This window comes from Paenibacillus sp. FSL R5-0928, from assembly GCF_037970385.1.
GTDB lineage: Bacteria > Bacillota > Bacilli > Paenibacillales > Paenibacillaceae > Paenibacillus_AQ > Paenibacillus_AQ odorifer.
Window position 1 is genome coordinate 4,684,410 of record NZ_CP150225.1, and the last position, 21,316, is coordinate 4,705,725.

Sequence of the window (21,316 nt, forward strand, 5' to 3'; positions counted from 1 at the left end):
CAACCTCCCCAGCAGTAGTTAATTTAATCTAAGGCAAAAAATCGATTCTGTGATAAAAGTCCCGATCCGATAATTACACCCTTCTCATTCAGCAACGAGCGATGAATCGTAAAGGAACCACGAAGCGGCTCCCATGTAAAGCGCGAGAGGTACAGCTGCTCAACTTCTTCGTATATATCCGGGAATTTGTCCACGAGTTCTCCACTTAAAATCACGCTGTCGGGGTTATACATGCATACGACATTATTAATGGTGATGGCCATATACATGAGTGCACGGTCGATCAAGTGAATCGCCCATTGTTCTCCTGCATGTTTTGCTGCGAATAACTCCTCAATCGTACGGATCGGGCGAATCCGATTAGCTTCAGATAATAAAGAACTGATATTTATATAGGTCTGTAAACAGCCCGCTTTGCCGCACTCACACATCATTCCGTTAGGATCCACTGTCGTATGCCCAATTTCACCCGCACTGTTCATCACCCCTCGATAAATCTCTCCCTCGAGAATCATCGCAGAACCCACGCCTTGACCGAAACCCAATAATGCCGTACGGCTGGAGCCGACTGCGGCTCCTTTAAGATGTTCAGCAAGAGCCCTTACTTTCAGCTCATTGTCCACAGCGATTTCAAAACCTGTCAGCTCTTTCAAGCGTTTGGCTAACGGCACATTTTTCCATCCAAGCTGAACAGAGAAGACAACAATTCCTTCTTCGTTATTCACAATGCCGGGAAGTCCAACGCCAATACCCACGATACGTGTTCTGTCAATCACATGCTGCTGGAACAATTGATCGATGGCATCCTTAATTCGTTCCAGCGTTCGATCTGGACTTTCGTCTGGTGTACGGGGAAATTGACTACTGCAGATAAGCTGTCCTTGTAAGTCCACAATTCCAATAGACATAAGACTGCGATCCAGTTCAACGCCAACCGATAATACAGAAGTGTCAATCATACCTATTAACGTTGATTTCCGACCTAATCCTGATGATACTTGCTCAGAGTCGAGTAAATATCCTTCCTCCGTCAACTCTCCGACGATTCGACTTACAGTCGTAGGGCTCATACCAGTCTGTTTAGCAATAGAAGCGCGAGAAATCGGTTGTTGATTTTTTATAATTTCGAAAACCGTTAAACGATTTTGTCGCTTCATGAAATCCTGATCGTGCTTTTTCACGGGCATTCTCCTAATTATTTTCTCCAGTGCATTAATTGGATTAATAAACCACAAAAACAAGAAAATATTTGCAAATAAAGCGCTGATAATGTATTGTTTGATTTAAATTTTAATTTAGTTTCTCCAGTGATGGGATTAATAATAAAGGGTCATGGTTTATGTGTCAATATAAATGACATATTTTTTATTTAAAAATAAATGTAAGCGGTTAACGAAAGATAACCGACACAAAAACCATTAAATATATAACACAGACATAACACACATACCCATGAATTAGCATTTAATTTGAATCTTGAACCTATTAATTGGGATAGAAAGACTGAAAGAAGTATTTTGCTTGGATGAATGTGAGGGGGTTGAATGAAAGATTGATAATGGGAGCTGGAGCAATCTGTAGATTGAAAATATACAGAACGATGTGTGAATCGAAAATACAATGGAGGTAACACTCGCATCAAAAGGAAGCTCTCTAAAGGGAGGTAACCTTTGATGCGAAGTGAGTTAGTTACATCGAGGGTGCTAAAAAATCATTGAAACTCAACGGTCTTAACGGCTGCGTCCTCTTGGATCATCGATAACAATTGCACTGGATTAAATGATTCAGGCAATCTTACAACGATTTCTACGTTTAATTCGGATTCTACACTGTTATTTTCAGCATGAAAACTTAGAACAGCGATTTTGTGTTCTTTAAGTAACTCTTGAATTCGGCCCATAGCGCCTTCTGTGTTAGCTAGACTTATAACGAGCTGTTGGGTTTTTGGTGCGGCCAGCCAGCTGTTACGACTGTGTAAGATCTTTTGCCCAAGTAAAATGATTATCGTTGCTCCTACGCCAAGAATATAAAGACCAGACCCTATAGCCATGCCCACTCCGGCTGTTGCCCAAATCCCTGCAGCAGTAGTGAGCCCTTTGACTGTGTGTCTTTGCATAAAAATCATCCCTGCTCCCAAAAAACCTACTCCGCTTACTACCTGAGCAGCTATCCGAGCGGGATCAAGAGAAAGATTAGGCCAATCCGCTTGGTCCTGAAACCCATATTTGGAGATGACCATCATGAGTGCAGCCCCTAAGGCTACAACAAAATGTGTTCTAACTCCAGCTTCTTTCATCCGGCTTTTGCGTTCATATCCAACTAATACGCCACAAATTCCCGCGCCAATTACACGAAGCAAATACTCAAACTCCATACCTTCACCTTCTTTCATCATGATATGTATGTTGGATTAGTACCACGTAGGATAAATTCGATAATCTATTTATTGTATCACAAACAAAAAACCATAATACGTCCTCTCGCATTATGGTTAACTTGCTTTTATTAATTTTAAACTTCTTAGTTCGTATCGGAAGCTAACAAAGAGCAAATCTCCGCATCTACAAATCTACCTTTTTCAAAAAAAGATTCGCGTAACAACCCCTCATACTTAAAGCCCGCTTTCAAAAGCGACTTCTTGGAGGCAATATTAGCCGGATCATAAAACGCCTCAATTCGATGGAGCTTCATATGCTCAAAGCCATACGCAATAATAGCTGTCAGAACTTCCGTCATCACACCCTGCCGCCAATAAAGTGGAGATAATTCATACCCAATCTCTGCTTTGAAATTTCTGTGCGCCCAGTTATGATATCCGCATGAACCAATCATTATATTATCCTCACGCCTGGCTATTCCCCAGCGAATGCTTTGTTTGCCTTTGAAACGTTCATCCCATCTTTCGATAAGGTTGATCGCTTGCTGTATATCGGTGAAGCTATCCAGATCATAATACTGGGTCACTTCATCTTTTGAAAAATAATCATATATTTCTTTAGCATCATCCAGTGTAATTCTTCTCAAAATAAAGCGGTCAGTTTCGAGCACCGGAAATACTTCAATGTTATCATTCATATTTTCCTTAAGTCTCCTCTCATTTCTCTAGTAGTACAGTTCGTCGTGGAAAGTGAAACTTCCTTTAGGATATAATGTATTTATAAACTAGTGATTTTTTTCACCTTGTAATCATTTGTTCATATTGCGTTCTTAATTGCTTGATACACTTCAATCATAACGATAACTACAAAGGAGATATTCTTATGAAAAAATTGTATTACACGTCTTTTTTCTATGCAATTCTTGGTTTGATAGCCGGAGTGGCCTATCGCGAAATTACTAAAATGAATGATTTCACAGGAGATACTATATTAGTTGCGCTTCACACCCACATTCTAATCTTAGGATTCTTTTTCTTTATTATTGCTATGATCTTAGATAAGTTATTTAATATCCATGAGGCTAAATCTTTTGGTGCATGGTACATTGTCTATAACATTGGTCTTCTAATCACGATTGGTGCAATGGCTACACGTGGAATGCTGCAAATTAACGGCAGTGATATTAGCTTCCTGCCCCATATTGCGGGGCTTGGTCACGCCATTGTTGGGGCTGGAATCATCTGGCTGCTTGTGCTACTCGGTAAACGAATTAAATAATACAGAAAGAGCCGCCAGGATCACTCCAGCGGCTCTTTTAAATATCCCCTGCTTTCCGTTACGGAGCAATCCCCCATACGAGAGCATCACTTTGATAAAGCGTCACTTTATCCCAGTTAGTATAAGCAGTTTTAGTAGCATCAAAGGAGTAGTCATTGGCTTCGTTAAAATTAGTCCAATCGGATTTATATATTCTGAGCTGAATATCTCCGGACTGGCCTCCAGCTGGAATGGAACCAGCTGCAGAAGTAAACGAAAGCTCAACGTAAGTGTCTGCATTCGTGCCTGTGTAGTCTGCAAAGGCGACTTGAATATTACTGTTGCCAACTTGTGCCCAGTCAATTGCGCTGTTTAACGTCTGATTACTATCTTTAGTGAAATAATAACGGATTTTAAGATCGCTTAAGTTCACTGCGGCTGTGCCGTTATTTTTAATATTAAAATAAGGTTTGATCTGATTGTCTGTCGCATTAGTATCTCCCGCCCGATACTGCAACGTCAGACTAGTTGCTGCCGGAACTTGTGGAACAGCACTCGCTTGTGCCGAATACACACTCTCTCCCGCACTATTGGTTGCGCTTACAACATAGTAATAGGTTGTTCCGTTCGTTAAGCCCGTGTTGATGTAGCTCGTTGCCGTTAGCCCTGTTGCTACAGTGGTGTACGGTCCTCCGCTTGTGGTTGCACTTTTCACAGTGTAACTCGTCGCACCACTGGATGCGCTCCAGCTCATGCTCACTTTCGCATCTCCTGCTGTCGCTACCAAGTTAGTTGGTGCCACTGGAACAGTTGCCACCGCTGCTGGGATCGCACTTGCTTGTCCCGAATTCACACTCTCTCCTACACTATTGGTTGCGCTTACAACATAGTAATAGGTTGTTCCGTTCGTTAGGCCCGTGTTGGTGTAGCTCGTTGCCGTTAGCCCTGTCGCTACAGTAGTGTACGGTCCTCCGCTTGTGGTTGCACTTTTCACAGTGTAACTAGTCGCTCCACTGGATGCGCTCCAGCTCAGGCTTACTTTCGCCTCACCTGCTGTCGCTACCAAATTGGTTGGTGCCGCGGGAACAGTCGCCACTGCTGCTGGAGTCGCACTCGCTTGTGTAGAATCCGCACTCTCTCCCACACTATTGGTTGCGCTTACAACATAGTAATAAGTTGTTCCGTTCGTTAAGGCGGTGTTGGAGTAGCTCGTAGCTGTTAATCCTGTCGCTACTGTGGTATACGGCCCTCCGCTTGTGGTCGCTCGTTTTACCGTGTAACTAGTCGCACCACTGGATTCGCTCCAGCTCAGGCTTACCTTTGCATCTCCCGCTGTCGCTACCAAGTTAGTGGGTGCCGCTGGAACTACAGTGCCCCCTCCGTTGCTCAGAGGAATTACAGGGTAAGCATTCTGTACCAGCTGAACAAATTGATCATGGAACCAGTGACCTGATACAGGCGCATTAGGTAATGCACCGGTCAGTGTGCCGCTTGAGCTGGTATAAGTCGGATCACACATTCTGTCAAAGCCCTTGCCTTCATTATTTGGAATGGCACTGCTGGAACCATCAGATTCTCCCGGAGGTTTCACCCAGACAAATGCGTCCAAATGTGAGGCTGCATAACCTGCAGGGGCTGCTTGTGGAACTTCTCCAATTCCAGCGCCGCTGGCATTACACCAATTGCCGCGATGGAGACGTTTATCAATCCGACCGGAATCTGCATAAGCGTTAACGGTTGTTCCGCTTGCACTAGTCGGACGATTAGGTCCACCCCACCCGTTACGGGAGGTATCAATAAGGAAGCCGATCGTGGAAGGCCAACCTTTTGCTACAAAACCTGAATACAAAGCTGCTGTGAAATCGGCTTCATCAAAATACGGATTCCATTCATAATAACTTGCGGAGCGAAGCTGCTGGCTGCCTATCGTAAGATTCGGATCTGGAAGATTAGGTTCTACTAGTGGAGTGGTATTGGCTGTATTCGTAATAAATCCATCGACACTAGCAAGTCCAGCTGTAGTGCCTGACACAACCGAAGTAAAGAGGTCGATAGCGGGGCCACGGTTAGTATCCCATCCGAGCCAGCCGGAGTGACCAATATCCATGTAAGTATATACATTCGGAATGGCATGGAGAGCATTTAAAGTGTAACGCGTAGCATCACGGTAAATATTCGTGGAGTTAGCTTGAGCACACTGTGGTGTGCTGAGATTGGTGACTAGATTCGGAAGCGAGTCCGGCTCTACGATAGTCACTATACGAATGTCACTATATTTGGGCTTTGCAAAAATACTGGCGATTACGTCAACATAATCTGACTTATAGGTTGTAAGACCCGCAGCTGTCAGTGGCAGCTCGCCATTGGAGGCAAGAGCGTGGCAATCCCGACCAGGCATGTCATAAATTACGAACGTGGCTGTAATCGGCGTATTGGGTTGCTTTTGCGCGAGTACGGCATCTAAAGTCTGTTCCAGACTTTTTCTACCTCCATTGTCCTCTCCGCCATAAATTGCAGCAATTCGATCCAGCCATACGGCTGTCGGATATTTTTTTATGGTCTCCATCTTGGAAACTAAAGTACTATCGGTAACCTGAGCAATAGAGGTATCAATCAGTGCGGCATAATCAGGATTCACATATGCTGTAGCTCCTACAAACGGATTGTCAACATGTGCCTCACTGGCATACGTGGTAGAAGGAGCATATCCGGTGATAACTAAAGCCATGATCGTAAGCAATAACAACATTTGCTTCCTTAGTGCTTTTGTCATTTATTATTCTCCTTTCGACAATTAAATAAATTCGCAAATAATTTATTAATAGCCACGCGATGCTACAATTGCAGTATTCACTCCTTTAAAGAATTGTCACCTCCTCTATGCCTTACCCGCACTCACCATCACCTCCTCTCAGTGGTAAAGATCAAACACGAGCCCAAATAAACCCCAACTATTTAACATAAATATAATTTTATTTAATTTATAGAAAATTATCCCTTTTCTTGAATACTACCATATCCTATTTTTAATTAGAAGATAGTAGATGAAATAAAAGTTTAATAATGAGACTAAAAGTATATTTGTTTATAAACTGGTAAATGATACAATGTGGATGTGATAAGGTATTTTGAATTTTAAGAACTTTTGATGTGCCGCTAACAAACCTTTAAGGAGTGAAAAAAATGTCTATCGATGTTTATCTTAATTTCAACGGGAATTGTCGTGACGCAGCAGAGTTTTACGCAGAGGTGTTTGGCACTGAACGTCCACAAATCATGACCTTTGGTGAAACACCACCCGATCCCAATTTCACTCTTCCTGAGGAAGCTAAAGATTTGGTTATGCATACCCGCTTGAATATCGAAGGCAGTAATGTAATGTTTTCTGATGTTTTTCCAGGCATGCCTTTTATCGAAGGAAACAATATTAGTCTTTCCGTAGTTAGTAAGGATTTAGATAACATAAAGAAATATTTCAATAAACTTCAAGAGGGCGGTAAAGTAGTTATGGAACTGCAAGAAACCTTCTGGAGCTCTTGTTATGGTAGTCTAAAAGATAAATTCGGCATCGATTGGCAATTCAATTATGATGATGGACGAATGAATATGTAAAAAAAACAACGAGTATGGAGTAACCTCCTGCTCGTTGTTTTTTGTCTTTTGCTTAGTCCATAATCAAATCGTACACACTAACCTTCCGAATTCGCCGGGCAACAAGCATAGACACCGCATAAGCGACTACTAGAATGGCTGCACACAATAGCAATACTTGTGGCAAACTAACCGCCAGTTGGACGTTATAAATCCCTAAACTCGAGAGCAATAGTACAAACGCAGAGTCCGAGAAAAAATAACCGCCTATACTCCCCAAAGCTACTCCCACCACAATCACCGGAAACAGACTAAAGGTAATCTGCGTCATCAGATTAAAAGTGGTATAACCCATTCCTTTAAGAATGCCGAACTCACGCTTCCGCTTCAGAATCAAAGTCTTAATCACTAAATATAAAATCAGACTGACTACTATAATCGTCACCACAGTGATGACTGCTGTCATAGAAGATACTGCGGCAGTGAATGTACTGAGCGTACTATCAACCGTTTCTCGAATGTTAGTAATGTTCCATTTTCCGGGGAAACGTGCTTCCAGATCCTTCACAAAAGCTTGCGCATCTCCCCCCTCTTTCAGATACACATTGATGGACAGAGGGGTGTACTCCGGTTGAAGTCTTCTCATTCCATCACCGGTCATACTCGCCACCATTCCAAGTTGGCTAATCTGCTGGCTTAAGCCAGTGACCAAATAATTCTCCGTCACACCATTAAAAGTGATAGGTACCTCGTCCCCTATTTCTGTATTTTTCAACTTTGCAATAACACCGGAAATCACAATTTCATTATCATAAATAGGCTCTCGCCCTTTGTATATGGTTTGTGTCTCCAGCTTGCTATAATCGTCAGATACCCGGAGCATAAAGCTGGTATTTTTAATCGAAGCGACCATGCTATCCAATACAGTCAACTTTTCAACCCCTGGCATGGCTTCTAATTCTGTAAACTTCCCCTGCTGTAGGTCACCGTTTTTCGGCAACAACAAAAAGTCGCTGCGTTCTATACCTACCAGTTTTATAACTGCTGAGGTGTCTCCCTTAAAGTTGAAATTCAATATAGAGCAAAAAATACTAGAAAAGGTTAATCCGGCAACGATCAATACGATCATCATATTCTGCTTCATTTGCCTTACTAAAGCTTTAAGGCTTAAGCTGAATTGCAGATTCATTCGGGATGTTTCGAGTGGAATTGGGTTCCTCTTAAAATTGTGAGTGAGGATTCCGCTCTGCAGAGCTGTAATTGGAGTAATGTTCCGAATTCGCCGGCTCGACAGATAGGTAACAAGTAGCACTAGTCCAGAGACAATAACCAAACTAAGTACTGCACTGACCCCTTCAAAGGATATTGGCCACAGAAGTCCGATTGAAGACGAAATCATATTCCCTACCAACGGCATAACCAGCCCAGATAACCCACCTCCCGGTATAGCTGCGATGATTGACACTGAGGTGAACTGTAGCAGAAGCGCGTTTTTAATCTGCCATGAAGTATAACCGTTGGCTTTTAAAATACCGATATTCGTCAAATTGTCTTCAATATGTCCCAATATTTGAAACCTGATGACAATAAGCGAGATTAGAACCATAATCAGGGCAAATACGATCAGAATGGCCGCTAAAAGATTAACAAAAACACGGTTCCCTTGGAGACCAACCTCTGCCCGCATGACTTGAAATTGATCCGTATTTCCTGAGGCAAAAATCCGCTCACTTAGCATTTGTTCCAGCTTTACATCCTTTGAAGGATCGGTTAAATCTGCTGATAGAAAGCTGTACTGAGCTTCTGTTTCAAGACGTTTCTCCAACTGCTTATAACCTTCATCATTCAAAAATACTTTTAAAGCTCCATTAGTTAACGTCCCTAGCAACGGCTCCTCAATAAAGCCACCTATGGTATAAGAGAATGGCTTATTATCGTATACAAAAGAAAAGGTATCGCCAAGGTTATACCCCGATCCAACATGGAACAAATAAGGCAAATAGATCATATCCGCATCCTTAGATCCTAGCGGAGTCGTTGTCTTGAATAGTCCCTTGGTCCGCGGTGTATCCATGTTAAGAATTATAAAAGCTACCGTAGTGTCCGTTTGTCCGTACTTCATTTTAGCGTCTGCTAACAGAATTGCTGCTTCATTCTCCCAGGTTTCTGTATATGAATAACTATCCACAAGCTCCTCATACTCTTCTAGATGATCATCTTTTGGGAAAAATGCACTTATTTCTGGAGTCCTTAATTCAGTCATTTTTTCTTGCTGAAAAGAATTTAGCTTTAAACTGACCGTAAGGCCAATGTTCAGCAGCAGCACAGCTATCATGATCAAAATGAAGAGTGTAAGCGTGGCGCTTTTTCTTTTACGAATATTTGACCAAGCTAGTTTTCCTATTAGGCTGCTCATCCCTACCACCCCAATTCGGTTAGAAAGGACTGTACTTGCTGCTGCCGTTCAGGTCCGTTATCTTCGCTATAAGGGGTAAGACGCAAATCACCAACGATGACTCCGTCCCGCAGATACAATATCCGATTACCACGCAACGCGGTTTTAAGATCATGTGTAACCATAATTATGCTTTGCCCTTGCCTATTCACCTCAGTGAGGACGCGCAATACACCTATTCCTGCTGAACTGTTTAACGCACCTGTCGGCTCATCAGCGAAAACCGCTTTTGGACTGTTGATCAATGCCCGGATAATACCCGCCCGCTGAGCTTCGCCACCTGAGATTTGCGCCGGAAACTTGCCCCAGACAGAGTCATCCAGACCTACATCTGAGAGTAGCTTTTTGGCTTTTTTCACAGCCCCTGCTCTATCCTTTTGTACAAGAAAAGCACTAGATAATACATTGTCGAGGACACTCATCGTATCCAGCAGATGAATCTGCTGAAACACGAACCCACAATTCTTCCGCCGGAATATCGCAAGCTGATCATTACTCATGGCTGTGATATCCTGACCTTCAAATAGAACCTCTCCAAGCGTTGGCTTATCCATACCCGAAATGGCATACAGCAGTGTTGATTTACCAGAACCAGAGCTGCCCATGATAATCGTGAAATCACCATGATATAAGGTCAGATCCAGATTTTTCAAAACATGCTGCTGAGTTCCTCCATGGGAGAAGGTTTTTCCAAGCTTATTAGTCTGCATCAGCACTTTATTATTCACTTCGCTCATGTTGAACACTCCATTTACATTCATGCTCATTAATTGCGCTAAAAGAAAATCATTGCTCTACGCGAAATATAATGGCTGCAATCACAAGCTCATTCGTAATTGCAACCTTATCGTACGTTAAATGTTCTTAACATGTCTTTGTGCAATCCTTAGCTAATTCTTAATTCTGTCCTGCTAAAGGAATTAGCAGTTTGACTGTAAATCCATCCTCCCGATTGGAGCACACAATGTCGCCTTGCATTTTTTGCATCATATAACGGGAAATGTACAGGCCTAGACCCGCACCATTCTGGCTCACGGCCAGACTGCCCCGAAAAAATTTATTAAATACTAAAGGCAGCTCCTCCTCAGGAACTCCGGGGCCATAATCCAGAATATCTACCTCCAGATAATGATCCGTAATCTCGAACTTAATATCAATAGGTGTGTCTATGTAGGCATATTTGTAGGAATTATTCACAACATTATCAATCACCTGCTGCAGCCGCAAGGAGTCCACCGTAATGATACAGTCAGGCACTGCTGCTGCTAAAATCCGTTCATAGAAATTTACATTATTTATAATTTGGATCAGCAGGTGGCTTTGCTCCTCCGTTAAGCTGACTTTAAGTTCATTTAGTTCCTCTAAGGTCGAATGGAACATATCGGTCACCAGACGATCAATCTGATCCGCTTTGGAATACAAAGTGTTAAGCTGTCTGCTGGTCTTCTCATCCCTTGCGCTTAATAACATCAGTTCCGTGATCGCCTTTAACGAAGCAACTGGTGTTTTAATATCATGACTGAGACTAGCAACCAGTTCTTTTTTACTTTTATTCGCCAAATATTCGCTGTGTCTAGCCGCTGCAAGCTCTTCCCGCATCATATCAAAGCTTTCGGTAAAAGCACCAAACAGATGATTACGATCCATCTCCAGCGGAACTTCCAGATCACCTCTCGCGATATGCTTCGCGAATAGCTGCATTTTGCGAAATGGACGGAGAACCGATCGATTCAGGAACCAAATATAGAGAATGCCTAAAACCGTAAGCAGTAGCAGCATCACAATAGAAACTTGTATAAATTGTTTTTTCATATGTATAAAAATCGCACGGTAATCATTATTAATAATCACCTTACCCACCATCTTATCCTGAACAAAAACGTCCACTAGAGTATCCCGATTGTTGATGGCTTCGTTAACGGTAACGGAAATCGCATTTCCCGTCTGATATTTAAGTACTCCCGCGGTATCGATAATGGCAAATTCATAAGGACCTTCCTTGTACAGCTTCGGATCAAGCCTGTCCCAGTTCTGTTCCGTGAGCTTCACAATGGTATTGATAGCCACTCTATCTGTTCCTGTCTCCTCCTGCAAATTAAGAATTAGGAATGTGAGCGTTAAACTTGCGGCAAATATAGTAAGTAGAAGAGCCAACAGCAGTTTTTTAGTCATAACTATTTGTCCTCAAAAGCATAACCGATGCCCCATACTGTACGGATGTACTGAGGATCATTAGGATTCTGCTCAATCTTCTCGCGTAGATGGCGAATATGTACATTTAAGGTGCCATCCCCCGCAAAAACATCTCCCCATACCTCTGTAAATAACTCCTCTTTGGGGATTACCCTATTTTTATGCTGAATCAAATAGCTGAGCAGTTTATATTCCATCGTTTTCAGCTTGAGAGCTACGCCATTAAGGCTTGCCCTCCTAAGTTCAGGGTCTATCTGGATAGAGCCGGCTTGAAGGACCGCTGCCTCAGCTATAACTTCGTTATTGTGGCGTTTAAGCACTGCCTTCACTTTTGCGAGCAGCACTCTCAGGGTATACGGCTTATGAATATAGTCATCTCCTCCGATATCAAGAGCAATCAATACATCATCTTCACTGGAGCGGGCACTAATAAACAAGATAGGAATCCCCATCGTCTGACGCAGCTCTTTGCATAACTGGAAGCCGGATTCACCGCCTAAATTAATATCAAGCAGTAACATTGAGACTTGATGCTCACGCAAAAAGCTCCGGCAGGCAGCAGCGCTTGTAACAAACGCGGTTTGAACATCAAACAAATTAAAATATTCGCAGGTGCTCTCCGCAAGTTCAGTTTCATCATCAATAATTAAACAATCATATCTCATGCATTTCTCTCCGCTTCAACAGAATTTAGTATTATGTTAGAATATGCCTTTAAGGAGGGGTTACCTGTGGATAAACAATCCCAGCGTCTGGAGCAATATTTAGAAAAATACGAACAAAGCTGGCCACTGAGCGGCACAGTCTTAATAGCTCAGCATGGAGAAATCAAGCTACAAAAAGCATACGGATATGCGAATCTTGAACATCAGGTTCCGAACACTATAGATACCAAATTCCGGATCTGGTCATTAACCAAGTCATTCACTGGCATGGCAATTCTGATGCTAAAAGAACAAAAACGTCTGCGACTGGAAGATCCGATCCTTAAGTATCTTCCTGAACAGCATGCATTCGAGGGGATTACCGTCCTTCATCTGCTGGGACATACCTCGGGTATAGCCAACTACACTTCTCTACCCGAATACAATCAAAAATTAAATAAGCTGAAGCTGACTCCACTGGAGATGTTACAGCTATTTGTGAGTCAACCGCCTGCATTTATGCCTGGCACATCGTTTTCCTATAATAATTCAGGTTATTATTTATTAGGAATGATTATTGAGAAGATTACAGGCATGACATTTGAAGATTATATCACTACTTTTATATTACAGCCTCTTGGCATGGTAAATACAGGAGTTTATAACAATCAGCAAATCATTTCAAAATTAGCCTCACCTTATCATTCCTCATGGGGTGAGTATACTCAGGGTGAATACATAAATATGAGCTCTATCCTATCAGCGGGTGCTATGTATTCGACGGCTGCTGATCTTTTCCTGTGGGATCAAGCGTTATACTCCGATCAATTAGTATCCCACGATACTTTGGAGATGGCTTTTCATTCAAGTAATCTCAAATATCGTTTTGGTTGGTTTTTGGACGAACGTTATGATCGCAAAAGAATGTATCACGGCGGCGCTTATCGCGGCTTCCGAAGTGAAATGCACAGATATCCAGAAGAGCAGACGACCGTCATCATGTTGACCAATTATGATTGTGTCCCCATTACCAAGTTAACGGAATCTCTATCTGGATTAGTATTCGGTGAGCCTGCCGAGATGCCGATATTCCCGCAAGCCTTCCCACTTGATGATAGCATGTATGCTGAATATATGGGGACCTATGAGGGATTTGGCTGCAAAGCGAGCGTAGAGCGTAGGGGCCAGGACTATTATTTTGTCTGGAATGATGAAGAGGTTACACCGTTCTATCCTATCTCAGAAACAAGATTCCATCATACCAAGCATGACAGTGAATTTGAATTTAAACGGAATGAACAGGGTGAGCTTTCATTTCTGGGGATGAAAAAAAACAAACGAGTGCCGCATAAGCCATGAAATGGCTGCTGGGGCACCCGCCTTTTTTTTCAGCTAAAGCCTAAGCCTTGGCCAAAATAATAAATTGTGTGAGCATCACGATTACCGCTGAAGACACCCCCAGCGAATTAATGATTGTTAAAGCATTTGGATAACTTTCTTTCCGAAACTGTGAGAACAAAGATACCGTCCATAACACGCTGAAAAATAACGACGACAACCCAGATACAGCTTCACTATCAATTCGTCTGCTCCGGAGAAACAATCCGGCAAGGGTGGCGACAGTATAAACAATATATATTACTAGCTCTATCGATGTGATAACGATCGCCTCGCCGGCAGAGAACAAACGCATTAACAAGTATTGAAAACCTAAACAGATAAACACAAGCTGGTTAAAAGATAGTCTCTTCACTCTCATAGCTTAGCTCCTTTAGGATATATTTTCACAAAAAGATAACGCTTACATTGTACTAGTGATTGAATATATCTTCTGTGACTTTCCATACCCTGCCAAATATTAGTCAGATAATATCCTCACATACAAAAAAGGAAGTACACTTTGCGAAAAAGATCCGCAAGGCATACTTCCTTTTTTTACGATTCGATTGTAGATTTAGACGGAATGGGACATCTTAGTTCCAAAATAGAATGAACAGTGGATTTATAAGATGTTTTCTTAAAATTAGGAGGTCATTGCTGTGAGAAACAAACAATCTATTGTCTTCGTGACCATTCCATTATCCGAGATCAAGAAGTTCATCCTTATTGATATTGTTGCTGGATGGGTCTTTTATTTTGCTATAAAATTTCCCTTCCATTCCTTAATTGCCGCCTCTGCCGGAAGCATGTTTGGTCCTATCCTCATACGCCAATCCATGAAGTTAGTTCAAAATCGCGCCAAGGTTTAAGGTTTCAAGAACTGCTCAATCTGTTTTTTATGATGCTTATCATGTGGGATAAAACTTCTCAAATACTTGCGAACGCTGAATTTTTTGCGATCTCCGTCCTTATATTCCTGATTGAATTCATCTTCCGTTAACCCTGCAGCTGCATCTATGATTTTAGTTCTATAACGAACAAATTGTTCAATTAATGTTTGTTCAGATAATAATTTAGCATATTCTACAGCGTTAGCATTAAACTCGTTAAAATCCAAATGCTTAGTTGTGATCGGTTCCCGGAGAATTATTTTCTTAATCGCACCTTCATAAAAATATTTATCCCATAACATGAGATGACAGATGATATCCTTTACAGTCCATTTACCAGCTGCAATAGGCTGATTCCAATGTTTGTCTGATACTTCCCCTAAAGATTCTACGAACGGGATGAGGGACTTAAATTCGAGTAACATTTGCTCATTTGTTTTTGCAGCCAGAGAGATCAACCTCCACATGAAAAATAAAATAATTCAGTCACAACATCTATGCTGCGTCATCCGCAGAAGCTGCGGCCAGATCCATATCGGTAGAGTCAGGATTCAGCCAAATCTCAATCAACTCATGGGTACGCTTCACATCATTTTCGTCAAGCATATAATACCATTGATCCTTCCGTCTGCCTTCACCCTGCAACATATGGCTTGTGATCTCAGGAGTACCCCCCTCGAGAATTACTCTTTTCGCCAAATCAAGAATAAAGTCTGACTTCATATTGGTTTGGAAATTACTGCCTGCTATTTCGATGATTTTCTGTATATTAAGGATATTATCTACTCTCTTCATCCGTTCAAGCGCAGATTTCAAAAAGATCCGCTGCCGCTCCGTTCGTTTAAAATCAGAATCCTCACGGTATCTTACATACATTAATGCTTCAGCGCCAGAATAAATCGGTTTGTTCGGTTCAATTCTTAATTTCTCATGATCCGGGCTCTTGTTCTCAATCACCTTGGTAATCGGAAGTTCAACACCCCCTAGAGCATCTGTAACGCCCACAAGACCGTTGAAATTAATAGTAGCGTAATATTCGATAGGCGCGTTTAATAAATTTTTAACGGTGTCTACACTCATCTGAGGACCGCCATAGGAATGTGCTGCATTAATCTTGGTTTCTTTCCTAGCTCCTTTAACATTTTCCGCTCCGATAATTTCTGCATAGGAATCACGAGGGATCGACACGAACAATACTTTATGATCAACTGGCCGAATCACAGTATATATAATCGAATCAGAAAGCCCGTTCTCTTTTCCCCGCTGATCAGTACCCAATAGGAGGATAGAAAATGGACGATCCTTATTATCCGTCGTGGGTTGGAATCCAGGAGCTTCAGCATTTTCATTATTTTTTAAAGGAACGTATGACCCATCAAGCGTGTGTTCAATAGTCGGAGCCACAACATTATTAAATCCGAAAATCAGCAGTTCTTTACGAAAAACATAAGATCCTAGCCCAGCAATAAGTACGATAGCAAGCGTAAATAGCCAGATCTTTTTTTTCTTGCTGGTCTTAGTTTTCTTCTTCACCTTCTTTTTCTCAATTCTACTTAAAGAAAAAGAAGAAGCTGAATGGGTAATCTGTTTATTTTTCATTCGGATCCTTAACCCTTCCTGATGACGGATTCTACCAGCCGATAATAGGGAATCATGTAGGTTGTCTCAAAGCCTAATCTATGCGCTAAGTTGAAAGAACCTTCGTTATCCAGACGACACGCCCACACCGGCTCAAGCTGATGTTCTAGACAGTATTCGATTAAGGCTGAACAGACAGCGCAGGCATAGCCCTTCCCCCGATGTGCTTCTGAGGTTTCTATGCCAATTTCCAGTTGATGCTCATTAACAAAACCCGAAAATGCCGTAGAGGCAATTTCCCCAGCGTCAAGAATATTGAAGCCCAGCCCCTCAGCAAGAAATTGCTCTTCATTCCTCCAAAAATCCTTAGGATTGACACCTCCTGTTGCCGCCATAAACCGTTCTTTGTTCATTCGCACCACTTCAAGGTCTTGGTTAAGATAAGAAGCTTTCTGGTTCAGATATCTCTCGCGGTTAAAGCTGAAGTTGACCCTTGTATTTCTATGGAGCATTTCCTGTTCACTCCAATGAGCGATAACTTCCGGCCAACCTCCCGCTGGATCAGCCTGCAGCAACTCTTGATGATGCCGAATCATATTTTTATTGGTTATGTAATCAAAAAGGTCGCGCTTAAACTCTTCATTATCCGACTCACCAATTAATAAAGACATTCCACAAGGGTGTGCAATGTAAAAAGCACGCGGGTTAACGATATCGTCAACATATAAGCTGCCAGGTATGACTTGCTTCACCACTGACTCAGCGAACATCGTATTTATTTTCACTTTTCCTAAAGGCTCAATAGCTTTGTAATAATCTTTACTCTCTAGTCGTTTCATAATTTTCTCCTTAGATATCACGTAATGTTTTGATAGATAACCACCAGTATGTGAGGATATTTTTTGCTGGATGACACTGTTACCTAAAATATCCCATTATTATAGACGATCTTCGGGTCGATAAGTTTCTATTTATAAGAAATTTGTGAGACAAAAAAAGACCATATCCTATCAAGGATTGGTCTACCCTATTTATTAATGATGATCTTAGGTTTTTTTCACAATCATATCGATCTCGCTCTTCAGTAAAAGATATCTGACGACACTTCTCATGATCGGAACTTTAGTCAACTTATGCTGATCTACATAACTTTTCATTTGATCTTTAGACAGCCCAAGCAAGCTTCCCGCTTCAGATACCGTCAATACTTCCTTGTTACTTGTAGCGTTAAAGGTTTTCTTAACTTTTAAATTCCAGTCTTCAAACACCTGCATTTACATCCGCCACCTTTCTATAAAAAAATCCCCAAACGATACGTTTGGGGATTCATTTTACTACTTACAGTTTTACAACATTCTCAGCTTGTTGACCACGATTGCCTTGAACTACGTTAAATTCTACACGTTGTCCTTCATCCAGGGACTTGAATCCGTCACCAGTAATTGCGCTGAAATGTACGAATACATCTTCTCCACCTTCAACCTCGATAAAACCAAAACCTTTGTCTGCGTTAAACCATTTCACTGTTCCTGTTTGCATAATATAATTACCACCTTATTTTTATTTACATGTTATTCTTATCCTCAAAAAATCTCTTACAAAATCTCTAAAAAAATAAAAATTCACATATGGTACAAGGTTATTAACGTCTAAAGAATAACCCTCTACGCTATGTGAATTCGCCAGGTAAATACTTTCGATAGATTGATTATAGCACAGCTAACACCAAATAGATACTCTTCTGCATTATGAACAAAATGGGAAGAAAGAAGGAGCTGTGTCATAAGTGATTCTACGAGTGGAGACTGACCTCCTCACTTTCAAAATCTTAAAATCAACAAAACAGCGATTCTTCTGTTCTCGAAGAATCGCTGTTCGGCGTTTTTTGGTCATTCGCGGTCTGCTTCAACTACACTTTCATTATCCTGCGGGGCTTTCGGACTCAGTTGACGTTATTTACATGTTTTTATCCTTTACAGCTAGAATTCGGACACCAGCGACGTTATTCCTTGGAAAGAGGCTCATATTAAGCATTTTTTGGGCCAATAGCTGCACTGGAGTCCGATAACATTCCAAATATCGGATAATCCTACGTTTAAGGACCACTGTGTCCCTTAGCAGGTTACTAAGCGTATTTTCCAGTGACTAAGCATGTGCTTTCGACACAGCAGTCATTTTCATAGCTTAGGGGATAGCCCTTTTTCTAAAATTTGAAAAGGGAATTTAAATTTTAAAATAGGACAATTTATCCAACAGGTCTTGCACCATTGAGCTAAGTGACTCCGACGAAGCTGAGATCTCTTCCATAGAAGCAAGCTGCTCCTCTGAGGCTGCTGCCACACTTTGGGAGTCAGATGAAGCTTCCGAAGCAAGATCGGCTAATTGTTTAACTGTAACTGAAATTTGCTCCGTACCCGCGGTCATCTGCTGTGCAGCTGCTGACACCTCTTGGATTTGATCAGTCACCTGCGTCATCTCTGTCAGAATCGAAGTAAATAAAAGATCACTATCAGATACACTTTGCACACCAAGAATTACTTTTTCATTGCCGACAGCCATTGCTTGTGAAGCTTGATTAGTATCTTGCACCACATCTTCAACCAAAGCAGTAACTTGTTCGGCAGCTTTTTTAGTCTGATCTGCCAGCATACGAATTTCTGAGGCCACTACAGCAAAACCTCGGCCATGTTCACCCACTCTGGACGCCTCAATAGCCGCATTTAGTGCCAACAGATTGGTCTGTTTACTTATGTTCGAAATCAGGCCTATAATCCCGCTGATCTGAGCAGATCGTTCGCCTAAACGTTCGATTGCCAGACTCGTCTCATCCACAGACAGCTTTAACTCTGACATTTGGTTCACTGCCATTTGAAGCTGCGCACTGCCCTTTTTCGTCTGATCGGTAACTTCATCTGCAGACGCAGACACCGATGACGAAGAGTCAGCGATCCGTTGCACTCCAACATTCAGCTCGCTCATCGCCATTGAAGAATCACCCGCATAATCACTCTGCAGCTGCGCTCCTTCGGCTACTCGTCCAATTGCCACAGCAATTTGTTCAGCAGCTTTCCCAGTCTGCTCAGCGTTAGCTGTCAGCTCTTCAGAGGTAGCTCCCACAGACATTGATAAATCAGCGACAAGTCCAAACATTTCTCGAAGCTTATGGGTCATATGATTAAAATGTGTAGCCATCTTGCCGAATTCATCATCATTTCGAACCTGCAGGGTTTGAGTCAAATCACCCTGAGACATCAGCTGAAATTTATCAGATAACAAGCGAAGCGGTTTAACTACCATCAACCATAGCTGAAGACCAACAATAACAGCTAAAATCAAAATACCAATAATCATAATGATAAAAAATTCTGTTTTGGCTTGTTCATAATCAGCCATGATAACATCCTTAGAAATCGCTGTCTGTGTGTACCAGACCTGGTCACTTCCAGGCATTGGTATCGGAACAAAAGTCCGCAGCACGTCTTCTCCCTTGGAATTTATCGTGTATCCCAGTGTGGCCTCCCCATTCTTCACACGCTTCCACAGTAATGTTTTATCTTCTGTATCACCGAACTCTTTGAGTACACTTTGAGGATCATTTGGATTGGCTGCATATTTGCCATTACCAGTGATTAAAGAAACATAACCTCCCAGAGGTTTATAGTTAACAGCTTCTTCCTGCAATTGGGTTAACGAAACATCGAACCCTACAGTCCCAAGAAATGCACCCGTTTTATCCAAAATCGGCAGCATGACCGAAATCATCTCTATTGCTCCACCAGTCGTCTCATAGGAATAGGGTTCAATATAGACCGGTTTTTTCTCTTTTTCAGGTAAAAGGTAATAATCACCTGCACCTTCTACATCGTAATTTTTTAAGGGTTCAACCTTAATTGCACCTTGATTTCTAAAGACATAAGGAATAAAACGCCCCGTACCATCATCATATGGCATCTTATTTATATTAGCCTGATCGTTCTGATCAAAAGCATTGGGTTCCCATAATATGCTCATCCCAAAAATTTCTGGTCTGTGCTCAAGCATAGTTTTCATTGTAGAAACAACATCTTCACGGTCCAAGGTTTGACGTTCTCTTGATTCAATCAGTACCTCAGCGAGCGCTTCACCCGTCGACTGAATGTCTATCATTCTATTCTGAATGGTCTCCGCATAACTTTTCCCTGCGATCTCTGCCTGAAGTTCACCGTTGGATATGCTCACACTACGCAGATTAGCCAGGTTTGCGACTAAACTAAAGAAAAAGATCACAATAATTACTAAACTTACCACCATAACAAACTTAAACGTTAAAGAAAGCCTTCGATACAATGCCATCTGAACAACTCCACTCTAGGATAATATATCTTTAATCGACAAAATACGACCTCTATTCAATAGGACTTATTACCTATAATTCAAGGGATGAAAATTTAAAATTCTATCCATTCCAAAAGTATGTTTAAATAAAAGTAGCCTAATCAAAAAAACATAATACAAAGGAGTTCATGCCGATGGAAATATCCTCTTTTTTGTTGCCAAAAGATCAAGTTGCCTATATCACTAACTCACTATCCATGCTGGAAGCCTTAGAACAATTAGAACAGCACCATTACACGGCTATCCCTATTATTGATAATGAAGGAAAATATGTAGGAACACTTTCGGAGGGTGATCTATTGTGGAAGCTGAAAAACACAGCAGATTTAACCTTTGACAATATAGGGGAAGTTCCAGTAAGCGACATCCAAAAGCATGTTCATAACGAAAGTGTTCTCATAAATGCAGAAATGGAGGATATGCTGACGCTTGCTGCGGATCAGAATTTCGTTCCTGTGATTGATAATGAGGGTGTATTTGTTGGAATTATTAGGAGAAAAGATATCATTGAATATTACACTCGCAACATTACAGATTAATAAAAAATGACCAATCTCCATTACGGAGACTGGTCAT

20 protein-coding genes are annotated in these 21,316 nt (G+C 41.6%); 5 read left to right on the plus strand and 15 right to left on the minus strand.

Annotated features, from left to right (window positions below; all coding sequences use genetic code 11):
- Positions 1–23: 23 nt before the first annotated feature.
- The 3 genes from MKZ16_RS21200 to MKZ16_RS21210 all read right to left on the minus strand — a co-directional run bounded on the left by MKZ16_RS21200 (position 24) and on the right by MKZ16_RS21210 (position 3,075).
- A complete protein-coding gene (locus MKZ16_RS21200) occupies positions 24–1,181 on the minus strand; it encodes an ROK family transcriptional regulator (RefSeq protein ID WP_036689029.1) in 1,158 nt (385 codons plus the stop codon).
- A gap of 530 nt (positions 1,182–1,711) precedes the next feature.
- Positions 1,712–2,395: an MgtC/SapB family protein gene (locus MKZ16_RS21205; protein ID WP_244886359.1), complete on the minus strand. Its 684-nt coding sequence runs from the start codon at positions 2,393–2,395 to the stop codon at positions 1,712–1,714.
- A gap of 125 nt (positions 2,396–2,520) precedes the next feature.
- Positions 2,521–3,075, minus strand: a complete 555-nt coding sequence (locus MKZ16_RS21210) for a GNAT family protein (protein WP_076105233.1) — start codon at positions 3,073–3,075, stop codon at positions 2,521–2,523.
- Between the two features lie 185 nt (positions 3,076–3,260).
- On the opposite strand from MKZ16_RS21210, the gene MKZ16_RS21215 reads away from it, so the two are divergent.
- Complete coding sequence (locus tag MKZ16_RS21215) at positions 3,261–3,656, plus strand: DUF2871 domain-containing protein (RefSeq protein ID WP_036689034.1); 396 nt, start codon at positions 3,261–3,263, stop codon at positions 3,654–3,656.
- 58 nt (positions 3,657–3,714) lie between these two features.
- On the opposite strand, the gene MKZ16_RS21220 is transcribed toward MKZ16_RS21215, so the two are convergent.
- Positions 3,715–6,363, minus strand: a complete 2,649-nt coding sequence (locus MKZ16_RS21220) for a glycoside hydrolase family 6 protein (protein WP_256718548.1) — start codon at positions 6,361–6,363, stop codon at positions 3,715–3,717.
- Positions 6,364–6,818: 455 nt separating this feature from the next.
- On the opposite strand from MKZ16_RS21220, the gene MKZ16_RS21225 reads away from it, so the two are divergent.
- Positions 6,819–7,247 carry a VOC family protein gene (locus MKZ16_RS21225; RefSeq protein WP_036685812.1) on the plus strand — a complete coding sequence of 143 codons (429 nt, stop codon included), beginning with the start codon at positions 6,819–6,821 and terminating at the stop codon, positions 7,245–7,247.
- Positions 7,248–7,299: 52 nt separating this feature from the next.
- On the opposite strand, the gene MKZ16_RS21230 is transcribed toward MKZ16_RS21225, so the two are convergent.
- From MKZ16_RS21230 to MKZ16_RS21245, 4 genes are all read right to left on the minus strand, one after another.
- Complete coding sequence (locus tag MKZ16_RS21230; protein WP_076105231.1) at positions 7,300–9,642, minus strand: ABC transporter permease; 2,343 nt, start codon at positions 9,640–9,642, stop codon at positions 7,300–7,302.
- A 2-nt stretch (positions 9,643–9,644) separates the two neighbouring features.
- Entirely contained in the window at positions 9,645–10,418 is a 774-nt protein-coding gene (locus MKZ16_RS21235) for an ABC transporter ATP-binding protein (protein ID WP_036685808.1), read from the minus strand.
- A gap of 160 nt (positions 10,419–10,578) precedes the next feature.
- Complete coding sequence (locus MKZ16_RS21240; RefSeq protein WP_076105230.1) at positions 10,579–11,853, minus strand: HAMP domain-containing sensor histidine kinase; 1,275 nt, start codon at positions 11,851–11,853, stop codon at positions 10,579–10,581.
- A gap of 2 nt (positions 11,854–11,855) precedes the next feature.
- Positions 11,856–12,539 carry a response regulator transcription factor gene (locus MKZ16_RS21245; RefSeq protein WP_038572354.1) on the minus strand — a complete coding sequence of 228 codons (684 nt, stop codon included), beginning with the start codon at positions 12,537–12,539 and terminating at the stop codon, positions 11,856–11,858.
- Positions 12,540–12,605: 66 nt separating this feature from the next.
- Here MKZ16_RS21245 and MKZ16_RS21250 point away from each other — a divergent pair, with 66 nt between their 5' ends.
- Complete coding sequence (locus MKZ16_RS21250; RefSeq protein WP_051491413.1) at positions 12,606–13,877, plus strand: serine hydrolase domain-containing protein; 1,272 nt, start codon at positions 12,606–12,608, stop codon at positions 13,875–13,877.
- Between the two features lie 40 nt (positions 13,878–13,917).
- Here MKZ16_RS21250 and MKZ16_RS21255 read toward each other — a convergent pair whose 3' ends face one another.
- Positions 13,918–14,277: a hypothetical protein gene (locus MKZ16_RS21255; RefSeq protein WP_036685802.1), complete on the minus strand. Its 360-nt coding sequence runs from the start codon at positions 14,275–14,277 to the stop codon at positions 13,918–13,920.
- Between the two features lie 280 nt (positions 14,278–14,557).
- On the opposite strand from MKZ16_RS21255, the gene MKZ16_RS21260 reads away from it, so the two are divergent.
- On the plus strand, positions 14,558–14,767 hold the full coding sequence (locus tag MKZ16_RS21260; RefSeq protein ID WP_036685800.1) for a hypothetical protein: 210 nt from the start codon (positions 14,558–14,560) through the stop codon (positions 14,765–14,767).
- On the opposite strand, the gene MKZ16_RS21265 is transcribed toward MKZ16_RS21260, so the two are convergent.
- The 6 genes from MKZ16_RS21265 to MKZ16_RS21290 all read right to left on the minus strand — a co-directional run bounded on the left by MKZ16_RS21265 (position 14,764) and on the right by MKZ16_RS21290 (position 20,698).
- On the minus strand, positions 14,764–15,255 hold the full coding sequence (locus MKZ16_RS21265; protein WP_063829829.1) for a DinB family protein: 492 nt from the start codon (positions 15,253–15,255) through the stop codon (positions 14,764–14,766). The two genes, MKZ16_RS21260 and MKZ16_RS21265, sit on opposite strands and share 4 nt — an antisense overlap.
- Positions 15,256–15,283: 28 nt before the next feature.
- The gene (locus tag MKZ16_RS21270; protein ID WP_052097155.1) at positions 15,284–16,387 is read right to left on the minus strand and encodes an LCP family protein; all 1,104 of its coding nucleotides are present in this window, start codon (positions 16,385–16,387) and stop codon (positions 15,284–15,286) included.
- Positions 16,388–16,395: 8 nt separating this feature from the next.
- On the minus strand, positions 16,396–17,205 hold the full coding sequence (locus MKZ16_RS21275) for a GNAT family N-acetyltransferase (RefSeq protein ID WP_076105229.1): 810 nt from the start codon (positions 17,203–17,205) through the stop codon (positions 16,396–16,398).
- A gap of 207 nt (positions 17,206–17,412) precedes the next feature.
- The gene (locus MKZ16_RS21280) at positions 17,413–17,640 is read right to left on the minus strand and encodes a hypothetical protein (protein WP_038572358.1); all 228 of its coding nucleotides are present in this window, start codon (positions 17,638–17,640) and stop codon (positions 17,413–17,415) included.
- 64 nt (positions 17,641–17,704) lie between these two features.
- Positions 17,705–17,905: a cold-shock protein gene (locus MKZ16_RS21285; protein WP_036685790.1), complete on the minus strand. Its 201-nt coding sequence runs from the start codon at positions 17,903–17,905 to the stop codon at positions 17,705–17,707.
- 684 nt (positions 17,906–18,589) lie between these two features.
- Positions 18,590–20,698, minus strand: coding sequence for a methyl-accepting chemotaxis protein (locus tag MKZ16_RS21290; protein WP_076105228.1), 2,109 nt, complete (start codon positions 20,696–20,698; stop codon positions 18,590–18,592).
- 176 nt (positions 20,699–20,874) lie between these two features.
- On the opposite strand from MKZ16_RS21290, the gene MKZ16_RS21295 reads away from it, so the two are divergent.
- Positions 20,875–21,279, plus strand: coding sequence for a CBS domain-containing protein (locus MKZ16_RS21295; RefSeq protein ID WP_038572361.1), 405 nt, complete (start codon positions 20,875–20,877; stop codon positions 21,277–21,279).
- The last annotated feature ends 37 nt before the right edge of the window (positions 21,280–21,316 follow it).

Bases quoted from the DNA above. Each gene is read 5' to 3' on its own strand.
- MKZ16_RS21220 (WP_256718548.1), bottom strand. From the start codon at position 6,363: ATGGCTTTAGTTATCACCGGATATGCTCCTTCTACCACGTATGCCAGT.
- MKZ16_RS21265 (WP_063829829.1), bottom strand. From the start codon at position 15,255: ATGTGGAGGTTGATCTCTCTGGCTGCAAAAACAAATGAGCAAATGTTA.
- MKZ16_RS21255 (WP_036685802.1), bottom strand. From the start codon at position 14,277: ATGAGAGTGAAGAGACTATCTTTTAACCAGCTTGTGTTTATCTGTTTA.
- MKZ16_RS21230 (WP_076105231.1), bottom strand. From the start codon at position 9,642: ATGAGCAGCCTAATAGGAAAACTAGCTTGGTCAAATATTCGTAAAAGA.
- MKZ16_RS21225 (WP_036685812.1), top strand. From the start codon at position 6,819: ATGTCTATCGATGTTTATCTTAATTTCAACGGGAATTGTCGTGACGCA.
- MKZ16_RS21205 (WP_244886359.1), bottom strand. From the start codon at position 2,395: ATGATGAAAGAAGGTGAAGGTATGGAGTTTGAGTATTTGCTTCGTGTA.
- MKZ16_RS21245 (WP_038572354.1), bottom strand. From the start codon at position 12,539: ATGAGATATGATTGTTTAATTATTGATGATGAAACTGAACTTGCGGAG.
- MKZ16_RS21280 (WP_038572358.1), bottom strand. From the start codon at position 17,640: ATGCAGGTGTTTGAAGACTGGAATTTAAAAGTTAAGAAAACCTTTAAC.
- MKZ16_RS21240 (WP_076105230.1), bottom strand. From the start codon at position 11,853: ATGACTAAAAAACTGCTGTTGGCTCTTCTACTTACTATATTTGCCGCA.
- MKZ16_RS21270 (WP_052097155.1), bottom strand. From the start codon at position 16,387: ATGAAAAATAAACAGATTACCCATTCAGCTTCTTCTTTTTCTTTAAGT.
- MKZ16_RS21210 (WP_076105233.1), bottom strand. From the start codon at position 3,075: ATGAATGATAACATTGAAGTATTTCCGGTGCTCGAAACTGACCGCTTT.
- MKZ16_RS21295 (WP_038572361.1), top strand. From the start codon at position 20,875: ATGGAAATATCCTCTTTTTTGTTGCCAAAAGATCAAGTTGCCTATATC.
- MKZ16_RS21235 (WP_036685808.1), bottom strand. From the start codon at position 10,418: ATGAGCGAAGTGAATAATAAAGTGCTGATGCAGACTAATAAGCTTGGA.
- MKZ16_RS21290 (WP_076105228.1), bottom strand. From the start codon at position 20,698: ATGGCATTGTATCGAAGGCTTTCTTTAACGTTTAAGTTTGTTATGGTG.
- MKZ16_RS21215 (WP_036689034.1), top strand. From the start codon at position 3,261: ATGAAAAAATTGTATTACACGTCTTTTTTCTATGCAATTCTTGGTTTG.
- MKZ16_RS21275 (WP_076105229.1), bottom strand. From the start codon at position 17,205: ATGAAACGACTAGAGAGTAAAGATTATTACAAAGCTATTGAGCCTTTA.
- MKZ16_RS21285 (WP_036685790.1), bottom strand. From the start codon at position 17,905: ATGCAAACAGGAACAGTGAAATGGTTTAACGCAGACAAAGGTTTTGGT.